Genomic DNA, 19831 nt, shown 5'->3' with positions numbered 1-19831 from the left:
ACAGCGTGGCCCGCCGCTCCCGGTCCCGCAACAGGGGGCGGCCGCCCGGGTCAGAGCAGGTACGGCAGGAGGGTGTCGGGGGTGATCGGGAGGTCGCGCACCCGTACGGCGGTGGCGTGCCGCACCGCGTTGGCGACCGCCGCCGCGGCGCCGACGATGCCGATCTCCCCGATGCCCTTGCTGCCCATCGGGTTGAGGTGCGGGTCGTCCTCGTCGATCCAGTGTGCCTCGATCCGGGGCACATCGGCACAGGCCGGTACGTGGTACGAGGCGAGGTCGCGCTCGGTGAAGTCGCCGAAGACCGGGTCCATGGTGCTCGCCTCGGTCAGCGCCATCCCCACGCCCATGGTCATGCCGCCGATGAACTGGGAGCGCGCGGTACGGGGGTTGAGGATGCGGCCGGCGGCGAAGACGCCGAGCATCCGGTGCAGCCGCACCTCCCCGGTCCGGGCGTGCACGGCGACCTCGGCGAAGTGCGCGCCGAACGCGTGGCGCGCGTACGGGGATTCCCGGCCGGTCTCCTCCCGGGTGTCGGTGGTGACGGTGAGCCCGTCGGCGGGGAGCGGGCCGGTGTGCTCGCGCAGCCGGTGCCGCAGCAGGACGCACGCCTTGTGCACGGCCCACCCCCAGGAGGCGGTGCCGGTCGAGCCGCCGGCCACCGGGGCGTCGGGGAGTCCGCTGCTGCCGATCTCGGTCCGGACGTTGTCCAGAGGGGTGGCCAGGGCGTCGGCCGCGATCTGGGCGAGCACGGTACGGGCACCGGTTCCGATGTCGGTGGCGTCGACCCCGACCCGGTACGAGCCGTCGGGGGCCGCGTGCGCGAAGGCACCGGAGGAGGTGATGTAGACGGGGTAGGTGGCGGCGGCGACGCCGGTGCCGACGAGGTGCTCCCCCTCCTCGCGGGCGGCGGGGCTCGGGTCGCGGCCGTACCAGCCGAAGCGGGCGGCTCCGGTCTCCAGACAGGCCGTCAGGGAGCGGCTGCTGAACGGGCGGCCGGAGTCCGGTTCGTGTGCCGGGTCGTTCTGGACGCGCAGCTCGACCGGGTCCATGCCGAGGGCGGAGGCGAGTTCGTCCATGGCGGATTCGAGGGCGTACATACCGGGGGTCTCGCCCGGGGCACGCATCCAGGAGGGGCTCGGAACGTCCAGGGCGACGACCTGGTGGGCGGTGCGTCCTGCGGCGGAGCCGTACATCACCCGGGCGGGGACGGCCGCCTGTTCGACGAATTCCTTGAGGGTGGAGGTGTGGGTGACGATCTCGTGGTCGACGACGGTGAGGGTGCCGTCGAGTTCGGCGCCGAGCCGGACGCGCTGGACGGTGGGGGCGCGGTGGCCGACCAGGGCGGCCATCTGGCGCCGGGACAGCACGACCTTGACCGGGTGCCCGGTGCGGAGGGCGGCCATGACGGCGAGGACGCACTGCGGGCGCGGGGTGCCCTTGCAGCCGAAGCCGCCGCCGACGTGCTCGGAGCGCACGGTGATCCGTCCGGGCGGGATGCCGAACGCCGCGGCGAGGCTGTCGCGGACCCGGGTGGCTCCCTGGCTGGAGTCGTGGACGGTGAGGTGCCCGTCACCGTCCCGCCACGCCGTGGTGGCGTGCGGCTCCATGGGGTGGTTGTGCAGCGCGCCGAGGGTGTAGGTGGAGTCGACCAGTACGGGGGCGGCGGCGAGGGCCCGGACCGTGTCGCCGCGTTCACGGACGGCGGGGTAGTCGCCGTTGACCGTGTCGGGGGTGTACAGGCCGGGGTGGTCCGGGGTCAGCCGGACGTCGTGCCGCTCGGCCTCGTACGCGACGTGCAGCGCCTCCACGCCCGCGTCGGCCGCCTCCGGTGTCTCGGCCACCACCAGCGCGACCGGCCAGCCCCGGTGCGGGACCCGGTCGTCCTGGAGCACGGCGAGGATCGGGTCGTCGGGCTGCTTCAGCCGGGGCGCGTCGTGGTGGGTGAGGACGGTGCGCACGCCGGGCAGGGCCAGGGCGTCGGCCGCGTCGACGGCCAGGACGCGGCCGCGGGCGACGGCGGCCGGGACGATCCGCCCGTACAGACAGCCCGGCGGGGTGTGCTCGGCGGCGTAGCGGGCGGCGCCGGTGACCTTGTCCCGGCCCTCGCGGCGGACGGCGGGGGTGCCCAGGGGCGGCGGGGCCTGGCTCATGGCGGTTCCTCCCGGCGGGTCGGCGTTGCTGCGGTCAGCGGGCGGCGGCGAGTTCGGCGAGGGCGCCGACGGCCAGATTGCGGGCGAGGGGCACCTTGAACGCGTTGTCCCGCAGAGGCCGGGCCGCGGCGAGTTCGGCGTCCACCGCGCGCTCGAAGGCCTCGTCGGTGGCCGGTGCGCCGTGGAGCAGCTCCTCGGCGGTCCGGGCCCGCCAGGGCCGGTGGGCGAGGCCGCCGAAGGCCAGCGCGGCGTACGTGATCCGGCCGTCGCGGACGGTGAGCACGGCGGCGACGGACGCGAGGGCGAAGGCGAAGGAGGCCCGGTCGCGGGCCTTGCGGTAGAGGGAGGCGGAGCCGTCGGGGGGCGGTGCCAGCACCACCTCGGTGATCAGCTCCCCGGGCCGGATCCCGGTGTCCCGGTCCGGAGTGTCCCCGGGCAGCCGGTGGAATCCGGTGACGGGCACGGTGCGCGCCCCGTCCGGTCCGGTCAGGTGGACCGTGGCGTCGAGGGCGCAGAGCGCCACGGCCAGGTCGGAGGGGTGGGTGGCGACGCACTGCGCGGAGTGGCCGAGCACGGCGAGGTCGCGCAGGCGGCTGTCGCGGGCGGGGCAGCCCGTACCGGGTTCCCGCTTGTTGCACGGCTTGGAGGTGTCCTGGAAGTACGGGCAGCGGGTGCGCTGGAGCAGGTTGCCGCCGGTCGTGGCGGCGTTGCGGAGCTGCCCGGAGGCGCCGGACAGCAGTGCCCGGGAGAGGGCGGGGTAGCGGGTGCGTACGGCTGGGTGGGCGGCCAGGTCGCTGTTGCGTACCGTCGCGCCGATCCGCAGACCGCCGTCCGGGGTGTCGGCCACGTGGTCCAGCGGCAGCCGGGTGATGTCGATCAGCAGCCCGGGCGCGGCGGCGCCGAGCTTCATCAGGTCGACGAGCTGGGTGCCGCCGCCGAGGAAGGCCGCGTCGGGGCGGGCGGCGCTCTCCCGGACGGCTTCCTCCACGGACCGGGCACGGAGGTAGGAGAAGGGTTTCACGGCGCCACTCCCCCGGCCGCACCGGCGGGCGTCCCGCCGGCCGGACGGATCCGGCCGGTGCGGTCGCCCGTTGTCCGCGGCCGTCGCGCACCGTCGTCCTGTCGGCAGAAGGGGTCCACGCACTCGCACCTTTCCGAGGTGGCCTTTTGCCCGTTTTCTACCAGACGGCCGCGGCGCCTCCCGGGCATTGCTCCACCCCCGGGCGGCGAACGGAGAAAGCCGTCGCCCCGTGGCGCCCGACCCCGCTCAGGAGCCGGCCGCGCGCTCCGCCAGACGGAGCCGCACCTCTTCCTCCTGGTCGCCGGAGACCGTTCCGACGACCGTCACGTCGAAGGCGTGCGCCAGGCTGCGGCGCAGCCGCTCCACCGCCCAGTAGCCGCCCTGCACATCGACGCTGACCGGGGCGCCGAGCGCGACCGGCCCGGACACCACCCGCTCCTCGGTGACGTCGACGGTCACGACCCACGCGGTCGGGCGTCGGCCCGCGAGGTCCTGGGGCACGTCGACCGAGGCGCGGTCGGTGGTGAACGCGGCCCGCAGCACGTCGAAGACCGTCCGCGCGTCGGCCGAGCCGCACCCGCTGACGACGACGGACACCTCACGGCCGTACCCGCTCCGCGCCGCTTCCTGTTCCTCGGTGGCGTTCACGGCGCCTCCTTCCGCTCGCCGCACCGCCGCCCACGGCGATCCGGGTATGCCTCCAGCCTCTCCCCTGGCCCCGGCGACGGCGACAGGAGACCGGGGCCGGAACGCGGCCACCCGCTGCCGCCCGCTCCCGCCCAGTGGCGAAACACACCATGAGACATATCAACTTAAAACATGAATTCATGTGATTTTTTGAGTGCGGGCGCCAGCTCGGGGTATCCGGCACATATGGACATTTCGAACGCAGACCTGAGCCCGCTGGCCTTCGTGCTCGCCGACGACCGGGGTGCGAGCGGTTCGGTGCTGGGCATCGTCGGCGTACTGCTGGTGGCCGTCCTGATCGGCGCGGTCTGGCTGGGGCGGCGGCGCCGGGCCCAGGAGCTGCCGCCGCCCAGACCCGACGAGCAGCCACCCCGGCCGGACCACCGCAGCCACGTGGAGGAACGCAACGTGCACGGTGACGACCACTTCCCGCCCGACCGCCGGGGCCTCTCGCCCTACGAGCTCGGCGACCACGGCAACGAGCCCATCCCCCGCGAGCCCGACGAACGGCGCGACTAGCCGATTTCCGGGCCGCACACCGACCGACAAGACCAGGGGCTCTCGCCCGCGCCACGCCGGGCGCACGACCGTGGAGACAGGACCACCATGACCGCAGGTCCCTCGGGGAGGACGCCGGCACCGGCGCCGCTGACCGGATCCGCCGCACCCTGCTGGGTCAACCTCATGACCCGTGAACTGGACTCGGCACAGGCCTTCTACGGCAGGGTGCTGGGGTGGACGTTCCGGAAGGGCGGGCTGGGCCCGGGGTTCGCGGTGGCGCTCCGGGACGGCGTGCCGGTCGCCGGGATCGGCGCGATGGCGGCCACGCACCGGGTGGCCGTGGCCTGGACGCCCTACTTCGCGGTGGCCGACGCCGACGCGACGGCCGCCCGCATCCGCGAGCGCAGCGGGACCGTAGCCGTGGGCCCGATGGCGCTCGGCAAGGGGCGCGGGGCGCTGGTGGCGGACCGGGACGGGGCGGTGTTCGGCATCTGGCAGCGGCCCGTGCCCGCGACCGCTCCGCGCGCGCCGGACGGCCACTCGCACGCCCGGCTGCGACTGCTCACCCGCAACGCCTTCGACGCGGCGATCTTCTACGGGGAGGTGCTCGGCTGGGCGAGCGGGCGTCCGGGGTGCTGCGAGGTGTCGTACGAGAAGGACGAGGTCGTCGTCGACTGCGACGGGCACCGCCTCGCCCGGATCAGCTCCGGCGCGGTGGAGGCGGCCCCCGACCCGCTGGTCCGCCCGCACTGGCAGGTGCACTTTCCGGTCGACGACGTGGCGGCCGCGGTGGCGGCCGCGCGGGAGAACGGCGGCCGGCTCGCGGAACGGCCCCCGGCGGCCCGGGGCGGCGAGGCGACGCTGCTGGATCCGGACGGCGGCCTCTTCACGGTCATCGGCGCCCCGGGCTCCGGAGCGGAGAATTCCGCCTGACTGGATCTTTTCGCACACCCTCGACGGCCAGTTCGAATTGATCTAGGGTTTTATGTACGGCATCGCGCGTCGGTCACCGGCTGGGTGAGGCGTGGAGGTGCCCGTGAGTGCCTACTTGGAGGCATTCCACCGTGTCAGTTTCGTTGAACCACACCATCATCCACTCCCGGGACAACCGGGAGTCCGCCGAATTCCTCGCAGGCGTTCTGGGCCTGGAGATCGGCAAGGAGTGGGGCCCCTTCATCCCCCTCGAAACCGCGAACGGGGTCACTCTCGACTTCGCCAGCATCCCGGAGTCCTCGATCACCCCGCAGCACTACGCCTTCCTCGTCTCGGAGGCCGAGTTCGACACGGCGTTCACGAGGATCGAGGAGCTCGGGATCACGTACTACGCGGATCCGCACCGGAAGCATCCGGGCGAGATCAACCACAACGACGGCGGCCGGGGCGTGTACTTCCTCGATCCCTCCGGTCACGCGATGGAGATCATCACGCGTCCGTACGGCGGCTTTCCCGAGTAACGCCGCCCGCCGACCGGGGCGGACCCTGATACCGACCGGGCCGGCCGGAACCCTCGAGGGTTCCGGCCGGCCCCGCGCCGTGCGGTACGGGACGGCCGATCCGGGTCCGGTACCCCGATTCAGCCGATCGGCAGCAGCAGCTCCGGCCGGTCCCACATCACGACGGGCGGATCGGCCGCCAGGGTCCCGGTCCGCCGGGCCCCCACACTGCGGTAGAAGCCCTCGGCAGGCGGATGCGAGACCACGCGGACGCCGGTCACCCCGGCGCGCCCCGCCTCCTCGCGGAGATGGCCGATGAGCAGCCGCCCGATGCCGAGCCCCTGGGCCTCGTCGGCGACGAACATGAGGTCGAGCTCCGGCGGTTCCAGGACCAGCGCGTAGAAGCCGAGCACCCCGGTGGCACCGGGCCGCTCGGCCACGAAGACCCGGTGCGCCTCGATGTAGTCGGGGCCCACCCGGTACCCGGCGACCATGGCGGCGTACCGCCCCTCGTAGGCGCCGGACCTCCGGACCAGCCGGGTGAGCGCCTTCGCGTCCCGCGCCGTGGCCCGCCTGATGTCCACGGCCCCCGCCCGCGCCCCGCCACCCTGTCGCGTAATGCCCGATTTCATGAGGCGAGTATTACGCAGTCGAGATACGGACACGTGACCGGGGCCGGTTCCCCGCGCCTACGCGTCCTTGCGGGCCTCGTGCCATTCGGCGACCACGGCGTCCACGTCGAACGGCTTGCGGTTCAGCGGCGGCCCGGGCGGCGGCCGGAGGAGGGTCGCCCGGATCTTCTCGTTGATGTCGGCGAGCATGCTCCGCACCTCGCGCTCCGTCCGCACCCCGGGCAGCGCCGCGAGCAGGTCCTCCGCCTCCTTGCGCAGGGCCAGGGTCGGCGGCAGCACCGACACGCCCTCGCGCTGGAGCTTCTGCTTGATCCACCAGTTCTCGTCGTAGGGCGCCTCAAGGCTTTCGAGCGGCTTGCCGAACCCGGGCAACTTCGCGAAGTCGCCCCGCTGTTCGGATTCCCGGACCTGCTTGTCCACCCATGATTCGAAGCTCATGCCCGCGGGTTTGCGTTCGGTCACCGTGCACCCCTTCCGAAGATTCGGATCCAGCCCCTTCAGCCTACCGAGGGGCCGGACGGGGCCCGGTCAGTGGGCGTGTCCGGCAGGCGTCCCCGCGCTGTTCCCCCCGTGTTCCCCGCCGTCCCGCTCCGAGGGTGCCACCCGGACGGTGAAGGCCGCCGTGCGCACCTCGCCCCCGTGCTTGAAGTCCAGGAAGAGCCGGTAGGTGCCCGCACTGGGCGCTGTCGCGGTGAAGGAGACCACCGGGCCCGGACCCCCTTCGTTCGGGTGAACGTGCAGATAGGCGAGGTCGCCCGAGCGCAGCGCGACCAGGTGCCCGAACGCGCCGAGGTAGGGCTCCAGATCGGTGACGGGGCGGCCGTTCCGGCTGATCGAGGGCTTCAGCTCGCCGGCCTGCCCGGCACGGAGTCCGCCCTCCAGCACGACCCGGTAGCCGTCGACCTCGGCGACCGCGGCGGGGGCCGGGAGGGCGGCCGGGCGGTAGGCGCCGGAGACGGCGAGGTCGGCCCCCAGAGTGAGGTTCCCGGCCTTCTTCGCCGCGGGGGTGAAGTCGGCGAACACCCGGTAGCCACCCGCTTCGGGCAGCTCCACGGGGGTCGACCAGGTGCCGTCGGCCGCGCGGACGGGGTGCAGGTGCCGGTACTGGGTGAGGTCGGTCGAGGCGAGGATCAGATGCAGTTCCTTGCCGTGTTCCCGCTGGTAGGCGGTGACCTTGCGCCCGGTGTCGTCCTTGACCGCGAAGCGGATCTCGCCCCGGGTCCCGGCCCGGAGCGTCGGCGTCTCCAGGGCCAGGGCGTAGCCGTTCTCGGAGACCTGGAGCCCGCCGGGCACGTGGTCCGCCGTCTGCGGCGCCGCTCCCTCCTCCTCATCCCCGCCGTGGCCGCCGTGCTGGGCCGCGGGGCGCCCCTCGGCGGCGACCAGCGGGTCGACCCCCCTGCCCACCCCGTACGCGGTGCCGAAGGTCGCGGCGAGCGCGGCGGCGAAGGCGGTGATCTTCAGTGCGTTGTTCATGACAGTTCCCTCCATCGGCCCGACCGGGAGGCAACGCCCCCCGACGCACCACAAGATACCCCCTGGGGGTATCAAGTCAACCCCGGCCCCCCTTCCGCCCGGCCCGAGAGCGAGGGCCAGGGGTGCCTGATGAACGAGTGCGGGTGGAGGAGCGGGGTGCGGTGCGTGCGGTCGCAAGGCGCCGGAGCGTCCGCGGACGGGGGCTCCCCTGCTCGAACGGAGTTGAGAGCTCGGGGACGTGCCCGGCCCCCGCGACGCCGCAGGCCTGCGTCAGCCACCCCCTACGGCCGGGCGGGCACCACCAGGGCCGCCCGCAGCCGCTCCAGCACGGCCTCCGGGATGCGCAGGCCGTCGCGTACGTACCCGTCGAGCCCGCCCCACCGTTCGTCCATCGCGTCCAGCGCCGTGTCCAGGTAGCGGGGCCGCACCTCGGTGACGGCGGACGCGATCCGCGGGTCGCCGCCCGCGTCGAGGAAGCCCCGGACCCGGTCCGCGAAGGCGTCCCGCACCACCGGGTTGACGGCGAGGAACTCGGCGCGCACCGTCTCGCGGGACGCCCCGAGGATCATCAGCAGCACGGCGGCCCCCCAGCCGGTGCGGTCCTTGCCCGCGGTGCAGTGGAAGAGCACCGGATGGGCACTCTCGTCGGCGACCGTCTCGACGAAGGCCCGGTACGCGGCCGACGCCCCCGGCGAGAGCACCATCTGCCGGTAGGTGTCGGCGAACAGCCCCTCCGCCCGCCCGCCGCCGAGCAGTTGCTCGGCCTCGACGGGGTCGGCGAGCAGCGCGCGCAGCCGGGCGGGCGGGACCCCCGGGTTGCCCCCGAACACGTCGGCGACGAAGAGTCTCGCTCCGGGCGGCAACCGGTCGGGGGACGCCGCCCGCTCGTCGGCGGTCCGCAGGTCGACGACGGTACGGATGCCGAGCGCGGCCACCTGCGAGTCCTGCTCCGCGTCGAGCCCGCTGAGCTGCCCGGACCGCAGAACGGCACCCGCCCGGACCCGGCGGTCCGGACCGAGAGCGATACCCCCCAGGTCACGCAGATTGAGGACGGTGGATGCCGGAACGGCTCTGGCGGTCTGCACGTCGCACTTCCCCTTCGGTTTTCCGGCGGGTATCCGCATTCATTCGATCCGATCTTCACAAACGTCGCACGAGGTCGGAAGAACGACAAAGTAAAACGCCGGTCTGCGGCCATCGGGGGCACATACAGGAGACCGGGAAAAGTGAAAGCGGAACCACTCGCCGAGCGTTCGCGCTCCGCCGCGGGCGGGAACCACTCCCCTGGCGGTTCCGCTACCGGAATTCACCGGAGGGAGAAATCCACCCTGCGGACGGACCGGCAAGAGCTTTTCCGGAATTCCCGCACCCGGTGTCCGCCACCGCGACCGACCGGCCCGGGTGCCGTTCCTTCCCCGTATCCGCGCGAAGGCCGCCCGTACCGTCCCGGCCGGGTGCCCGCCGCCCGTCCCCGCGGGGTCCGTAGGCCACGGTGGGTGAAGGATCAAGCGCACTCCGGAGAGGGCAAAGTCACAGGAGGAACCCGGGCTGGCCCCAAGCGCCCTGCCCTAGCATCTGGGCATGACGGTCCTGCCTGCCGACGGGCTTTCGTTGGCCGCCGAATTCCCCGCTCCCGCCCATGAGCAATGGCAACGCCTTGTCGAAGGCGTACTGCGTAAATCGGGCAAGGAAGCCGAGGGTCCGGCCGCCGAGGAAGCACTGTCCACCACGGTGGAGGACGGGCTCATCACCCGTCCCCTCTACACCTCGCGCGACAGCGCGCCCGATGCCGGATACCCGGGCTTCGCCCCCTTCACCCGCGGCAGCAAGGCCGCGGGCAACGCGGCGGGCGGCTGGGACGTACGGCAGCGGCACGCCCTTCCGGACGTCGGCCGCCTCAACGAGGCCGTTCTCGCCGACCTGGAGAACGGCGTCACCTCGCTGTGGCTGACGCTCGGCGGCGGTGCCGGTGTCCCGGTGTCCGCGCTGGCGGCGGCGTTGGACGGGGTCTATCTCGACCTGGCCCCCGTGGTGCTCGACGCCGGTGACGAGACCGACGCGGCGGCCGCGGAGCTGCTGCGGATCTGCGCGGAGCGCGGTGTCGACGCGCCGGACGTACGCGGCAATCTGGGCGCGGACCCGCTGGGACGGGCCGCCCGCACCGGCGCGGAGCCCGACCACACCGTCGCGGTCCACTGGGCGCAGCGGTGCGCGCGGGAGTTCCCCGGGCTGCGCGCGCTGACCGTCGACGCGCTGCCGTACCACGAGGCGGGCGGTTCGGCCGCGGAGGAGCTGGGCGCCTCGCTGGCGACCGGGGTCGCCCTGCTGCGGACGCTGACGGACGCCGGGATGCCGGTCGAGGAGGCCTGCGGGCAGCTGGAGTTCCGGTACGCGGCCACCGCCGACCAGTTCCTGACCATCGCCAAGCTGCGGGCCGCCCGGCGGCTCTGGTCGCGGGTGGCGGAGGTGTGCGGGGCGCCGGGGGCCGGTGCCCAGCGCCAGCACGCGGTGACGTCGTCGGTGATGATGACCCGGCGCGATCCCTGGGTGAACATGCTGCGCACGACGCTGGCCTGTCTGGGGGCGGGGGTCGGCGGCGCCGACTCCGTCACCGTGCTGCCCTTCGACCACGCCCTGGGCCTGCCGGACGCGTTCGCCCGCCGGATCGCCCGCAACACCTCGACGATCCTGCTGGAGGAGTCGCATCTGGCCCGGGTGATCGACCCGGCGGGCGGTTCCTGGTACGTGGAGCGGCTCACCACCGAACTGGCCGAGGCCGCGTGGGCGTTCTTCCAGGAGATCGAGCGGTCCGGCGGCCAGGCCGCCGCCCTGCGCTCGGGCATGATCGGGGACCGTCTCGCGGCCACCTGGGCGGCGCGCAGCAAGGATCTGGCCCGCCGAAAGGAACCGGTCACCGGGGTCAGCGAGTTCCCGCTGCTGTCGGAGCGTCCGGTGGAGCGCGATCCCGCGCCCCTGGCGGCGGACGGGCCCGGCGGTCTGCCCCGGGTGCGGCGGGACGAGGCGTTCGAGTCGCTGCGTGCCCGGTCGGACGCGCATCTCGCGGCGACCGGTCAGCGGCCGAGGGTGTTCCTCGCCGCGCTGGGCCCCGCCGCCGCGCACACCGCGCGGGCCTCCTTCGCCGCCAACCTCTTCCAGGCGGGCGGCATCGAGCCGGTCCACGAGCCGGTCACGGTGGACGCGGCGACGGCCGCCGACGCCTTCCGGGCCAGCGGGGCCACCGTGGCGTGCCTCTGCTCCAGCGACGCGCTCTACGCCGAGCAGGCCGCGGCGGTCGCCGGGGAGCTGGGCGCGGCGGGGGCCCGCCGGGTCTTCCTGGCCGGCCGGCCCGGTGAGTACGCCGGTGTCGACGAGTACGTCTTCGCGGGCTCCGATGTGGTGGCCGTGCTCTCCTCCCTTCTCGACCGTATGGATGTGGCGTAATGCGTATCCCCGACTTCTCCGGCATCGAGCTCGGCGCGGGCGGTGCCGCCGAGGTCTCCGAGGACCGGTGGCGCACTTCGGTGAAGGAGTCCACCGGCGGTTCCGACAGCGATCTGCTGTGGGAGACCCCGGAAGGCATCGCGGTCAAGCCGCTGTACACCGGGCGCGACCTGGAAGGGCTCGACTTCCTCGGCACGTACCCGGGCATCGCCCCGTACCTGCGGGGCCCCTATCCGACGATGTACGTCAACCAGCCCTGGACGATCCGGCAGTACGCCGGGTTCTCCACGGCCGAGGAGTCGAACGCCTTCTACCGCCGCAACCTCGCGGCCGGGCAGAAGGGCCTCTCCGTCGCCTTCGACCTGCCCACCCACCGGGGCTACGACAGCGACCACCCCCGGGTGACGGGCGACGTCGGCATGGCGGGCGTGGCGATCGACTCGATCTACGACATGCGGCAGCTCTTCGACGGTATCCCGCTGGACCGGATGTCGGTGTCGATGACGATGAACGGCGCGGTCCTCCCGGTGCTGGCGCTGTACATCGTGGCGGCGGAGGAGCAGGGCGTCGGGCCCGAGAAGCTGGCCGGAACCATTCAGAACGACATTCTGAAGGAGTTCATGGTCCGCAACACCTATATCTATCCGCCGAAGCCGTCGATGCGGATCATCTCGGACATCTTCGCGTTCACCTCGCAGAAGATGCCGCGCTACAACTCGATCTCCATTTCCGGCTACCACATCCAGGAGGCCGGTGCGACGGCCGATCTGGAGCTGGCTTACACCCTGGCCGACGGGGTGGAGTATCTGCGGGCGGGCCGGGACGCGGGGCTCGACGTGGACGCCTTCGCGCCGCGGCTGTCGTTCTTCTGGGCGATCGGCATGAACTTCTTCATGGAGATCGCGAAGTTGCGGGCCGCCCGGCTCCTGTGGGCCAAGCTGGTCAAGGAGTTCGGTCCGAAGAACACCAAGTCGCTTTCGCTGCGCACCCATTCGCAGACCTCGGGCTGGTCCCTGACGGCGCAGGACGTGTTCAACAACGTCACCCGGACCTGTGTGGAGGCGATGGCCGCCACCCAGGGGCACACCCAGTCGCTGCACACCAACGCGCTGGACGAGGCGCTCGCCCTGCCGACCGACTTCTCCGCCCGGATCGCCCGCAACACCCAGCTGCTCCTCCAGCAGGAGTCGGGCACCTGCCGGACGATCGACCCGTGGGGCGGCAGCGCGTACGTGGAGAAGCTGACGTACGACCTGGCGCGCCGGGCCTGGAAGCACATCGAGGAGGTCGAGGCGGCGGGCGGCATGGCGCAGGCCATCGACGCGGGCATCCCCAAGCTCCGGGTGGAGGAGGCCGCGGCCCGTACCCAGGCGCGGATCGACTCCGGACGCCAGCCGGTCATCGGGGTGAACAAGTACCGGGTGGAGAGCGACGAGCAGATCGAGGTGCTCAAGGTCGACAACTCCTCGGTGCGCGCCCAGCAGATCGAGAAGCTGCGCCGACTGCGCGCGGAGCGCGACGAGTCGGCCTGCCGGGCCGCGCTCCACGCGCTCACGGCGGCGGCGGAGCGGGGGCCCGGCCAGGGGCTGGAGGGCAACCTGCTGGCGCTCGCGGTCGACGCGGCACGCGCGAAGGCGACCGTGGGCGAGATCTCCGACGCCCTGGAGAAGGTGTACGGACGGCACGCCGGCCAGATCCGTACGATCTCCGGTGTGTACCGCAACGAGGCAGGTGAATCCCCTTCCGTGGACCGGACCCGGGCGCTGGTGGACAGGTTCGAGGAGGCCGAGGGGCGCCGTCCGCGCATCCTGGTCGCCAAGATGGGGCAGGACGGGCACGACCGGGGCCAGAAGGTGATCTCGACGGCCTTCGCCGACCTGGGCTTCGACGTCGACGTCGGCCCGCTGTTCCAGACCCCGGCCGAGGTGGCGCGGCAGGCGGTGGAGGCGGACGTGCACGTCGTGGGCGTCTCCTCGCTGGCCGCCGGGCACCTCACGCTGGTGCCGGCGCTCCGTGAGGAGCTGGCGGCCGAGGGGCGCGAGGACATCATGATCGTGGTGGGCGGGGTGATCCCGCCGCAGGACGTCGAGGCGCTGCACGAGGCGGGGGCGACGGCGGTGTTCCCGCCGGGCACGGTCATCCCGGACGCCGCGTACGACCTGGTGGCGCGGCTCGGTGCCGCGCTCGGCCACGAGCTGTGAGCGGCTGACCGGATGCCGCCCACCATCGACATCGACAGTTACGCGAAGGGGGTGCTCGACGGGAAGCGGGCGTACATCGCGCGCGCCATCACCCTCGTCGAGTCCCTCCGCCCCGACCACCGCGAGCTGGCCCAGCGGCTGCTGCGCGAGCTGCTGCCGTACTCCGGAAACGCCCGGCGGATCGGCATCAGCGGGGTACCGGGGGTGGGGAAGTCCACCTTCATCGACGCCCTGGGGACGATGCTCACCGGACTCGGGCACCGGGTCGCGGTGCTGGCCGTCGACCCGTCCTCCAGCCGTACCGGCGGTTCCATCCTGGGCGACAAGACCAGGATGGAACGGCTGGCGGTGGACCCGGCGGCGTTCGTCCGCCCGTCCCCGACCGCCGGGACGCTCGGCGGGGTGGCGAAGGCGACCCGGGAGTCCATCGTGGTGATGGAGGCCGCGGGGTACGACGTGGTGCTGGTGGAGACGGTCGGCGTCGGGCAGTCGGAGACGGCGGTGGCCAACATGGTCGACACGTTTCTGCTGCTGACGCTGGCCCGGACCGGCGATCAGCTCCAGGGCATCAAGAAGGGCGTCCTGGAGCTGGCGGACGCGATCGCGGTGAACAAGGCGGACGGCCCGCACGAGCGCGACGCCCGCGCCGCCGCCCGTGAACTGGCGGGCGCGCTGCGGCTGATGCACCCCGCGGACGCGGCGTGGACCCCGCCGGTGCTGACGTGCAGCGCCCGCGAGTCGACCGGTCTGGACACCCTGTGGGAGCGGCTGGAGCAGCATCGGGCGCAGCTGGAGGCGAGCGGCCGGCTGGCCGCCAAGCGCCGGGACCAGCAGGTCGACTGGACCTGGACGATGGTCCGCGACGAGCTGCTGGAGAGCCTGCGCGCCCATCCGGAGGTGCGCTCCCTGACCCCTGGCCTCGAACAGCGGGTGCGTGACGGCGAGTTGACGCCGACGGCGGCGGCCGAGCACATCCTGGCCGTCTTCCGGGGCACCGTCTGATCCGCGCGGTGGGCCCGGTGGCCGGGGTTCTCCCCCGGCCACCGGGCCGCCTACCGTTGCGGGAGGTCGAGCTGGTACTCCACCGACCGGTGGGTCGGCCGGTAGCCGAGTGCGTCGTTGACGCGCCGCATGGGGGTGTTGCCGTCGGCGGTGTCCGTCAGCAGCCCTTCCAGGGCGGGGTGGTCCTCCCGGGCCCGGAGGACGGACCGGGCCTTCATCCACCGGGCGAGGCCGTGCCCCCGGTGCTCGGGGAGGACCCCGGTTCCGTAGTGCTGGGCGTCGCCCGTTCCGTCGCCCGGGACGACCAGTTCCGTGAAGCCCACGATCGTGGAGCCGGCCGTGTCGACCGCCGCGACCGTGTGGAGCAGATCGCCGCGTGCCGCGACGGCCGCCGCGGCGGAGCGGACGCGGTCCACGTCCCAGACGACCGTGCCGAAGTCGGTGTCGCCCATGGGCATGTCGTCCATGGCCCGGCGGGACCGGGCGAACGTTTCCGCGAGCCCGTCCGGGACGGTGCCGTGCCAGGAGACCAGCCGGTAGCCGGGGCGCGGCTGCCCGGCCGTCCGGCGCAGGGCCTCGATGTCGGCGTCCGCCAGCGCGAGGCGCGCGTAGATCAGGGTCAGCACCGCGCGCGCCCCTCTGGCCCGCAGGAAGTGGTCGCCCGGGGAGTCGGCGCGGGCCTGGGCGAGGACGCTGCGCCGGCCCGCCCCGCGGGCGGCGGCGACGGCGGCATCGAGGAGCCGTGAGCCGACGCCCGCGCGCCGCTCCGCCGGATGCACCTGGATGTCGAGCTCGGCGAGGTGGTCCTGGCCCTCGCGGGTGAGGACGCGGAGGAACGCCGAACCGAGCGGGGTTCCCGAGGAATCCGCGGCGAGCCAGGCCAGGCGGCGGCCGCCCGGGGACGGGGCCGGGTCGGTCAGTGCGGTGACGCGTAGCGACAAGTTGGCTCCCTGGGCGCCGGGGCGCCGGTCGGCGATGCGGAGGGGCGGACGGCCCGGAGCACCCCATCACCCGGTGAACGTCTCGGCAACCGGATATCGGGGCCCCGGTCCCGTATCCGCCGCCCGAGAGCCGTGGTACCGTGCGAGCAGCACTTGTGTACGCCTCTGTCGGAGGCGCCGGTGCCGATTCATCTCTTCGAAGCCGCCGCACCGTCTCCTTTCCGGTCGGTGATCCGGCTTTCTCCCTGTCATTTCGCCCGGTCCGGACCGGTTTCCGTTTGTCCGGGTGTTTCCCGCCCGCCGTGCGGGGCGTGTTCCTTCCGCCCGCGTCGGCCGGCCTCCTCGTTCGCCCTGTCCGCGAAAGGACCCTCCACCATGACCAGCACGATCGAACTCCCCCTCCCGGTCACCGGGCCGGTGACCGGGGAAGCCACGGGCCTCCTCGACCTCACGCCCCGGGGACACGGCACCCTGCGCGTGCGCGACGGACTCCCCTCCCCCGATGACGTCGTGGTCCCCGACGCCCTGATCCGCCGCCACGGACTGCGTCGGGGCGACGCCGTCGCGGGGCGCTGCGACCAGCCCCGCACCCTGTCCACCGTGGAGCGGGTCAACGGCCTTCCCCCGCGGGCCCTGCACGGCCGTCCGCACTTCCGCGACCTCACCCCGCTGCACCCGGAGCGGCGGCTCCGGCTGGAGACACCGTCCGGCGGCACCGCGATGCGCCTGGTCGATCTGGTCGCGCCGATCGGCAAGGGGCAGCGCGGGCTCGTCGTCGCGCCACCCCGGACCGGCAAGACGGTGCTGCTCCAGCAGATCGCGGCCGCCGTCGCCGCCAACCATCCCGAGTGCCACCTCATGGTGGTGCTGGTCGACGAACGCCCCGAGGAGGTCACCGACATGCGCCGGTCGGTACGGGGCGAGGTGTTCTCCTCGACGTTCGACCGGCCCGCGAAGGAGCACATCGCCCTGGCCGAGCTCGCGGTGGCCCGCGCCGAGCGGCTGGTCGAGCAGGGCCGGGACGTCGTCGTCCTGCTCGACTCCCTCACCCGGCTCTGCCGGGCCCACAACACCGCCTGCGCGGCGGGCGGGCGCACCCTCAGCGGGGGCGTCGACGCGTCCGCCCTGCTCGGCCCGAAGCGGCTCTTCGGGGCCGCGCGGCTCACCGAGGAGGGCGGCTCGCTGACCATCCTGGCCACCGCGCTGGTGGAGACCGGTTCCCGCGCCGACGAGTACTTCTTCGAGGAACTCAAGGGCACCGGGAACATGGAGCTGCGCCTCGACCGGCAACTCGCCTCCCGGCGCGTCCATCCGGCCGTGGACATCCCGGCGTCCGGCACCCGGCGCGAGGAACTCCTCGTACCGGCCGGGGAGTTGCGGACCGTCCGGGCCCTGCGGCGTGCGCTGCACGGGAGGGATCCGCAGAACGCCGTGGAGACACTGCTCGACCGGCTCCGCCGCACCCCCGACAACGCGGCCTTCCTCCGCGCCGTCCACCGCACCGTTCCCGGGGCGTGAGCCCCGGGCCTGCCCTCCGGGCAGACGACGCCACTTTCGAAACACGCCCTAGCATGGCCGGGCCACCGCACGACTCGTGCCCCACGCGTACAGGGAGAGCAGCCACATGGAGTTCCGTCGACTCGGGCGCAGCGGCCTGACCATCAGTGAGATCGCCTACGGGAACTGGCTCACGCACGGTTCCCAGGTCGAGGAGGAAACGGCCGTCTCCTGCATCCGGGCCGCGCTCGACGCCGGGATCACCACCTTCGACACCGCGGACGTGTACGCCGGGACCCGCGCCGAGGCGGTGCTGGGGCGGGCGCTGGAGGGCGAGCGCCGCGAAGGTCTGGAGGTGTTCACCAAGGTCTACTTCCCGACCGGTACCGGGCACAACGACCGGGGGCTCGGCCGCAAGCACATCATGGAGTCCGTCGACAACTCGCTGCGCCGCCTCCGGACCGACTACGTGGACCTCTACCAGGCGCACCGCTACGACCACTCGACGCCGCTGGAGGAGACGATGGAGGCGTTCGCCGACGTCGTCCGGTCCGGCAAGGCGCTGTACATCGGGGTGTCGGAGTGGACCGCCGAGCAGTTGCGGGCCGGGCACGCCCTGGCGCGGGAGCTGCGGGTGCCGCTGATCTCCAACCAGCCGCAGTACTCGGCGCTGTGGCGGGTGATCGAGAGCGAGGTGGTGCCCGCCTCCGAGGAGCTGGGCATCGGCCAGATCGTCTGGTCGCCCATCGCTCAGGGCGTGCTGACGGGCAAGTACCTGCCCGGGGCGCCGCTGCCGGCCGGTACGCGGGCCACGGACGACAAGGGCGGGGCCGGCATGGTGGCCGACTGGCTGCGCGAGGAGGTGCTGGAGCGGGTGCAGCGGCTGCGGCCGCTGGCCGACGCCGCCGGGCTCAGCATGGCGCAGCTCGCGGTCGCCTGGGTGCTGCAGAACCCGAACGTCTCGGCCGCGATCATCGGTGCCTCCCGCCCCGAGCAGGTGACGGAGAACATCGGCGCGGCCGGGGTGCGCCTCGACGCGGAGCTGCTGAAGGAGATCGACGCCGTTCTGGACCCGGTGGTCGAGCGGGACCCGGCGCACACGGCCAACGGCTGATCCTGGCGCGCCCGGTCCCGCGCCGTACCGTGCGGGACCGGGCGCCGCGCGGGTCAGGCGCGGGTGTGGAGCGCGGCGGTGTGCTCGCGGACCTGCGCGGGGGTGAGGTAGGAGTCGGTGTACTCGAAGTCGCGCAGGGTGGCCGGTTTGCGGGACTGGAAGCCGGTGCGGACGAAGTCGTCGCCCGCGACCGCGTTGAGCACCCAGTTGGTCATGACCCTCGCCTTGGCGACGTTGGTGCGCAGCGCCGACCAGTGGTAGCCGCGGGCGACGGCCTGGGCGAGGACGCCGTGCATCTCGACGCCGAGCGGCTTGGAGACCGCGTCCTTGCCGCCGAGGTCCACGACGAGCCCGAGGTCCTTGTGGACGTACGGCCGCATCGGCTGGTGGCGGAGGGTGGCGATGAGGTTCTCGGCGAGTCTGCGGCCCTGGCGCATGGCGTGCTGCGCGGTGGGCGGGCAGACGGCTCCGTCGCCCTTGCTCAGGTCCGGGACGGCCGCGCAGTCGCCGAGGGCGAAGACCCCGTCGAAGCCGGGCAGGCTCATCTCGGAGGTGACGGCCAGCCGGCCGCGTACCGTCTCCGCGTCGAACGTGTTGACCAGGGGGCTCGCGGCGACGCCCGCCGTCCAGATCAGGGTCCGGCAGGGCAGCACCCGGCCGTCGGTGAAGGTGACCTGCTCCGCACCGGCCTCGGCGATCGAGACGCCGAGCGACACCTCGATGCCCCGGGCCCGCAGCATCTCCATGGCGCTCCGGCCCAGTTTGTCACCGAGTTCGGGCATCAGCTTCGGGGCGATGTCGATGAGGTGCCACTTGATGAGCCTCGGGTCGAGCCGGGGGTACTGCTGGAGCGCGTTGGTGGTGAGGCGTTGCAGGCAGGCCGCGGTCTCGGTGCCCGCGTAGCCGCCGCCGACCACCACGAACTGGAGCCGGGAGGCCCGCTCGGCCTCGTCGTCGCTGGCGTCCGCGAGGTCGAGCTGGGCGATCACGTGGTCGCGTACGTAGGCGGCCTCGGCCAGGGTCTTCATGCCCCGCGCGTGCTCCAGCAGGCCGGGGATGTCGAAGGTGCGGGTGACGCTTCCGGCGCTGAGCACGATGTAGTCGTAGCGCTCGTAGACGATCTCGTCGGTGATCTTGCGGATGACGCAGACCTTCGCCGCGGGGTCCACCCCGATGGCTCCGCCGGGGATGATCCGGGTGCGGTGCCTGCGGCTGCGGCGCAGTGAGACGGCGACCGACTGCGGGGTGAGCACACCCGCCGCGACCTGCGGCAGCAGCGGGAGGTAGAGCTGGTACGAGAACGGGGCGACGAGGGCGATGTCCGCCTCTCCCGGGGCGAGGCGGCGCTCCAGGCGGCGTACGCACTCCACTCCGGCGAATCCGGCGCCGACAACGAGGATCCTGGGTCGTGCCACGGTGTTCGTCCCTTCTCGGGCCTGTACGGTCGTCCGTTCGCCTGCCCCTCCCCCAGGGCGTGCTTCGAAAGTCCCGTCTGCCCGGAGGCGCCCGGCGCGCACGCTCGCCGCCTTGCCGGGGTCGTCCCGATACATCCAGCATCGGAGCGACATTCCGCCTTGCGATCGCACGCACCGGACACCCCCGGGCCTGCCCTCCGGGCAGACGACGCCACTTTCGAAACACGCCCTCGCACGCGCCCGTCCTCACTCATCCTGACGAACCCGTGCGGACTTCGCCTGCTGGGGACGGCGGACGGACGACGCGGACGGAGGGAGCCGCG

Annotated in this window: 17 protein-coding genes; 8 read left to right on the top strand and 9 right to left on the bottom strand. The window is 73.2% G+C overall.

Annotated elements, in window-relative coordinates:
- Positions 1-50: 50 nt before the first annotated feature.
- From ACIQGQ_RS26090 to ACIQGQ_RS26080, 3 genes are all read right to left on the bottom strand, one after another.
- Positions 51-2150, bottom strand: a complete 2100-nt coding sequence (locus ACIQGQ_RS26090; RefSeq protein WP_402399556.1) for a xanthine dehydrogenase family protein molybdopterin-binding subunit — start codon at positions 2148-2150, stop codon at positions 51-53.
- A 34-nt stretch (positions 2151-2184) separates the two neighbouring features.
- The gene (locus ACIQGQ_RS26085; protein ID WP_402399553.1) at positions 2185-3171 is read right to left on the bottom strand and encodes an FAD binding domain-containing protein; all 987 of its coding nucleotides are present in this window, start codon (positions 3169-3171) and stop codon (positions 2185-2187) included.
- A gap of 246 nt (positions 3172-3417) precedes the next feature.
- Complete coding sequence (locus ACIQGQ_RS26080) at positions 3418-3819, bottom strand: hypothetical protein (RefSeq protein WP_402399550.1); 402 nt, start codon at positions 3817-3819, stop codon at positions 3418-3420.
- Between the two features lie 225 nt (positions 3820-4044).
- Here ACIQGQ_RS26080 and ACIQGQ_RS26075 point away from each other — a divergent pair, with 225 nt between their 5' ends.
- From ACIQGQ_RS26075 to ACIQGQ_RS26065, 3 genes are all read left to right on the top strand, one after another.
- The gene (locus tag ACIQGQ_RS26075; RefSeq protein WP_402399547.1) at positions 4045-4377 is read left to right on the top strand and encodes a DUF6479 family protein; all 333 of its coding nucleotides are present in this window, start codon (positions 4045-4047) and stop codon (positions 4375-4377) included.
- An 87-nt stretch (positions 4378-4464) separates the two neighbouring features.
- Complete coding sequence (locus tag ACIQGQ_RS26070) at positions 4465-5292, top strand: VOC family protein (RefSeq protein WP_402399544.1); 828 nt, start codon at positions 4465-4467, stop codon at positions 5290-5292.
- 131 nt (positions 5293-5423) lie between these two features.
- Positions 5424-5813: a VOC family protein gene (locus ACIQGQ_RS26065; protein WP_402399541.1), complete on the top strand. Its 390-nt coding sequence runs from the start codon at positions 5424-5426 to the stop codon at positions 5811-5813.
- A gap of 119 nt (positions 5814-5932) precedes the next feature.
- Here the strand turns inward: ACIQGQ_RS26065 and ACIQGQ_RS26060 are convergent, their stop codons facing one another.
- The 4 genes from ACIQGQ_RS26060 to ACIQGQ_RS26045 form a co-directional block, all read right to left on the bottom strand.
- Positions 5933-6424: a GNAT family N-acetyltransferase gene (locus ACIQGQ_RS26060; protein ID WP_402399538.1), complete on the bottom strand. Its 492-nt coding sequence runs from the start codon at positions 6422-6424 to the stop codon at positions 5933-5935.
- Positions 6425-6481: 57 nt separating this feature from the next.
- Positions 6482-6886 (bottom strand): DUF1992 domain-containing protein, encoded by a 405-nt coding sequence (locus ACIQGQ_RS26055; protein WP_402399535.1) that lies wholly within the window; start codon positions 6884-6886, stop codon positions 6482-6484.
- Positions 6887-6952: 66 nt separating this feature from the next.
- Positions 6953-7897 carry a hypothetical protein gene (locus ACIQGQ_RS26050; protein ID WP_402399532.1) on the bottom strand — a complete coding sequence of 315 codons (945 nt, stop codon included), beginning with the start codon at positions 7895-7897 and terminating at the stop codon, positions 6953-6955.
- A 281-nt stretch (positions 7898-8178) separates the two neighbouring features.
- The gene (locus ACIQGQ_RS26045) at positions 8179-8982 is read right to left on the bottom strand and encodes a tyrosine-protein phosphatase (protein WP_402399529.1); all 804 of its coding nucleotides are present in this window, start codon (positions 8980-8982) and stop codon (positions 8179-8181) included.
- A gap of 496 nt (positions 8983-9478) precedes the next feature.
- Here ACIQGQ_RS26045 and mutA point away from each other — a divergent pair, with 496 nt between their 5' ends.
- Genes mutA through meaB form a run of 3 tightly spaced genes read left to right on the top strand, consistent with a single transcriptional unit; the run spans position 9479 to position 14541 of the window.
- Positions 9479-11338: a methylmalonyl-CoA mutase small subunit gene (gene mutA, locus ACIQGQ_RS26040; RefSeq protein WP_402399526.1), complete on the top strand. Its 1860-nt coding sequence runs from the start codon at positions 9479-9481 to the stop codon at positions 11336-11338.
- Positions 11338-13539: a methylmalonyl-CoA mutase gene (gene scpA / locus ACIQGQ_RS26035; protein WP_402399523.1), complete on the top strand. Its 2202-nt coding sequence runs from the start codon at positions 11338-11340 to the stop codon at positions 13537-13539. Before mutA ends, scpA begins: the two co-directional genes overlap by 1 nt.
- 12 nt (positions 13540-13551) lie before the next feature.
- On the top strand, positions 13552-14541 hold the full coding sequence (meaB, locus tag ACIQGQ_RS26030) for a methylmalonyl Co-A mutase-associated GTPase MeaB (RefSeq protein ID WP_402399520.1): 990 nt from the start codon (positions 13552-13554) through the stop codon (positions 14539-14541).
- A 50-nt stretch (positions 14542-14591) separates the two neighbouring features.
- Here meaB and ACIQGQ_RS26025 read toward each other — a convergent pair whose 3' ends face one another.
- Entirely contained in the window at positions 14592-15482 is an 891-nt protein-coding gene (locus tag ACIQGQ_RS26025) for a GNAT family N-acetyltransferase (protein WP_402399518.1), read from the bottom strand.
- 375 nt (positions 15483-15857) lie between these two features.
- On the opposite strand from ACIQGQ_RS26025, the gene rho reads away from it, so the two are divergent.
- Both rho and ACIQGQ_RS26015 read left to right on the top strand, forming a co-directional pair.
- A complete protein-coding gene (rho, locus tag ACIQGQ_RS26020; protein ID WP_402399515.1) occupies positions 15858-17000 on the top strand; it encodes a transcription termination factor Rho in 1143 nt (380 codons plus the stop codon).
- Positions 17001-17106: 106 nt separating this feature from the next.
- On the top strand, positions 17107-18093 hold the full coding sequence (locus ACIQGQ_RS26015; protein ID WP_402399513.1) for an aldo/keto reductase family protein: 987 nt from the start codon (positions 17107-17109) through the stop codon (positions 18091-18093).
- Positions 18094-18146: 53 nt separating this feature from the next.
- Here the strand turns inward: ACIQGQ_RS26015 and ACIQGQ_RS26010 are convergent, their stop codons facing one another.
- Positions 18147-19508: an NAD(P)/FAD-dependent oxidoreductase gene (locus ACIQGQ_RS26010; RefSeq protein WP_402399510.1), complete on the bottom strand. Its 1362-nt coding sequence runs from the start codon at positions 19506-19508 to the stop codon at positions 18147-18149.
- Positions 19509-19831: the final 323 nt, after the last annotated feature.

It is taken from the genome of Streptomyces sp. NPDC092952, assembly GCF_044754785.1.
Taxonomy (GTDB): domain Bacteria; phylum Actinomycetota; class Actinomycetes; order Streptomycetales; family Streptomycetaceae; genus Streptomyces.
This window is presented reverse-complemented; position numbering and strand designations above follow the sequence as displayed.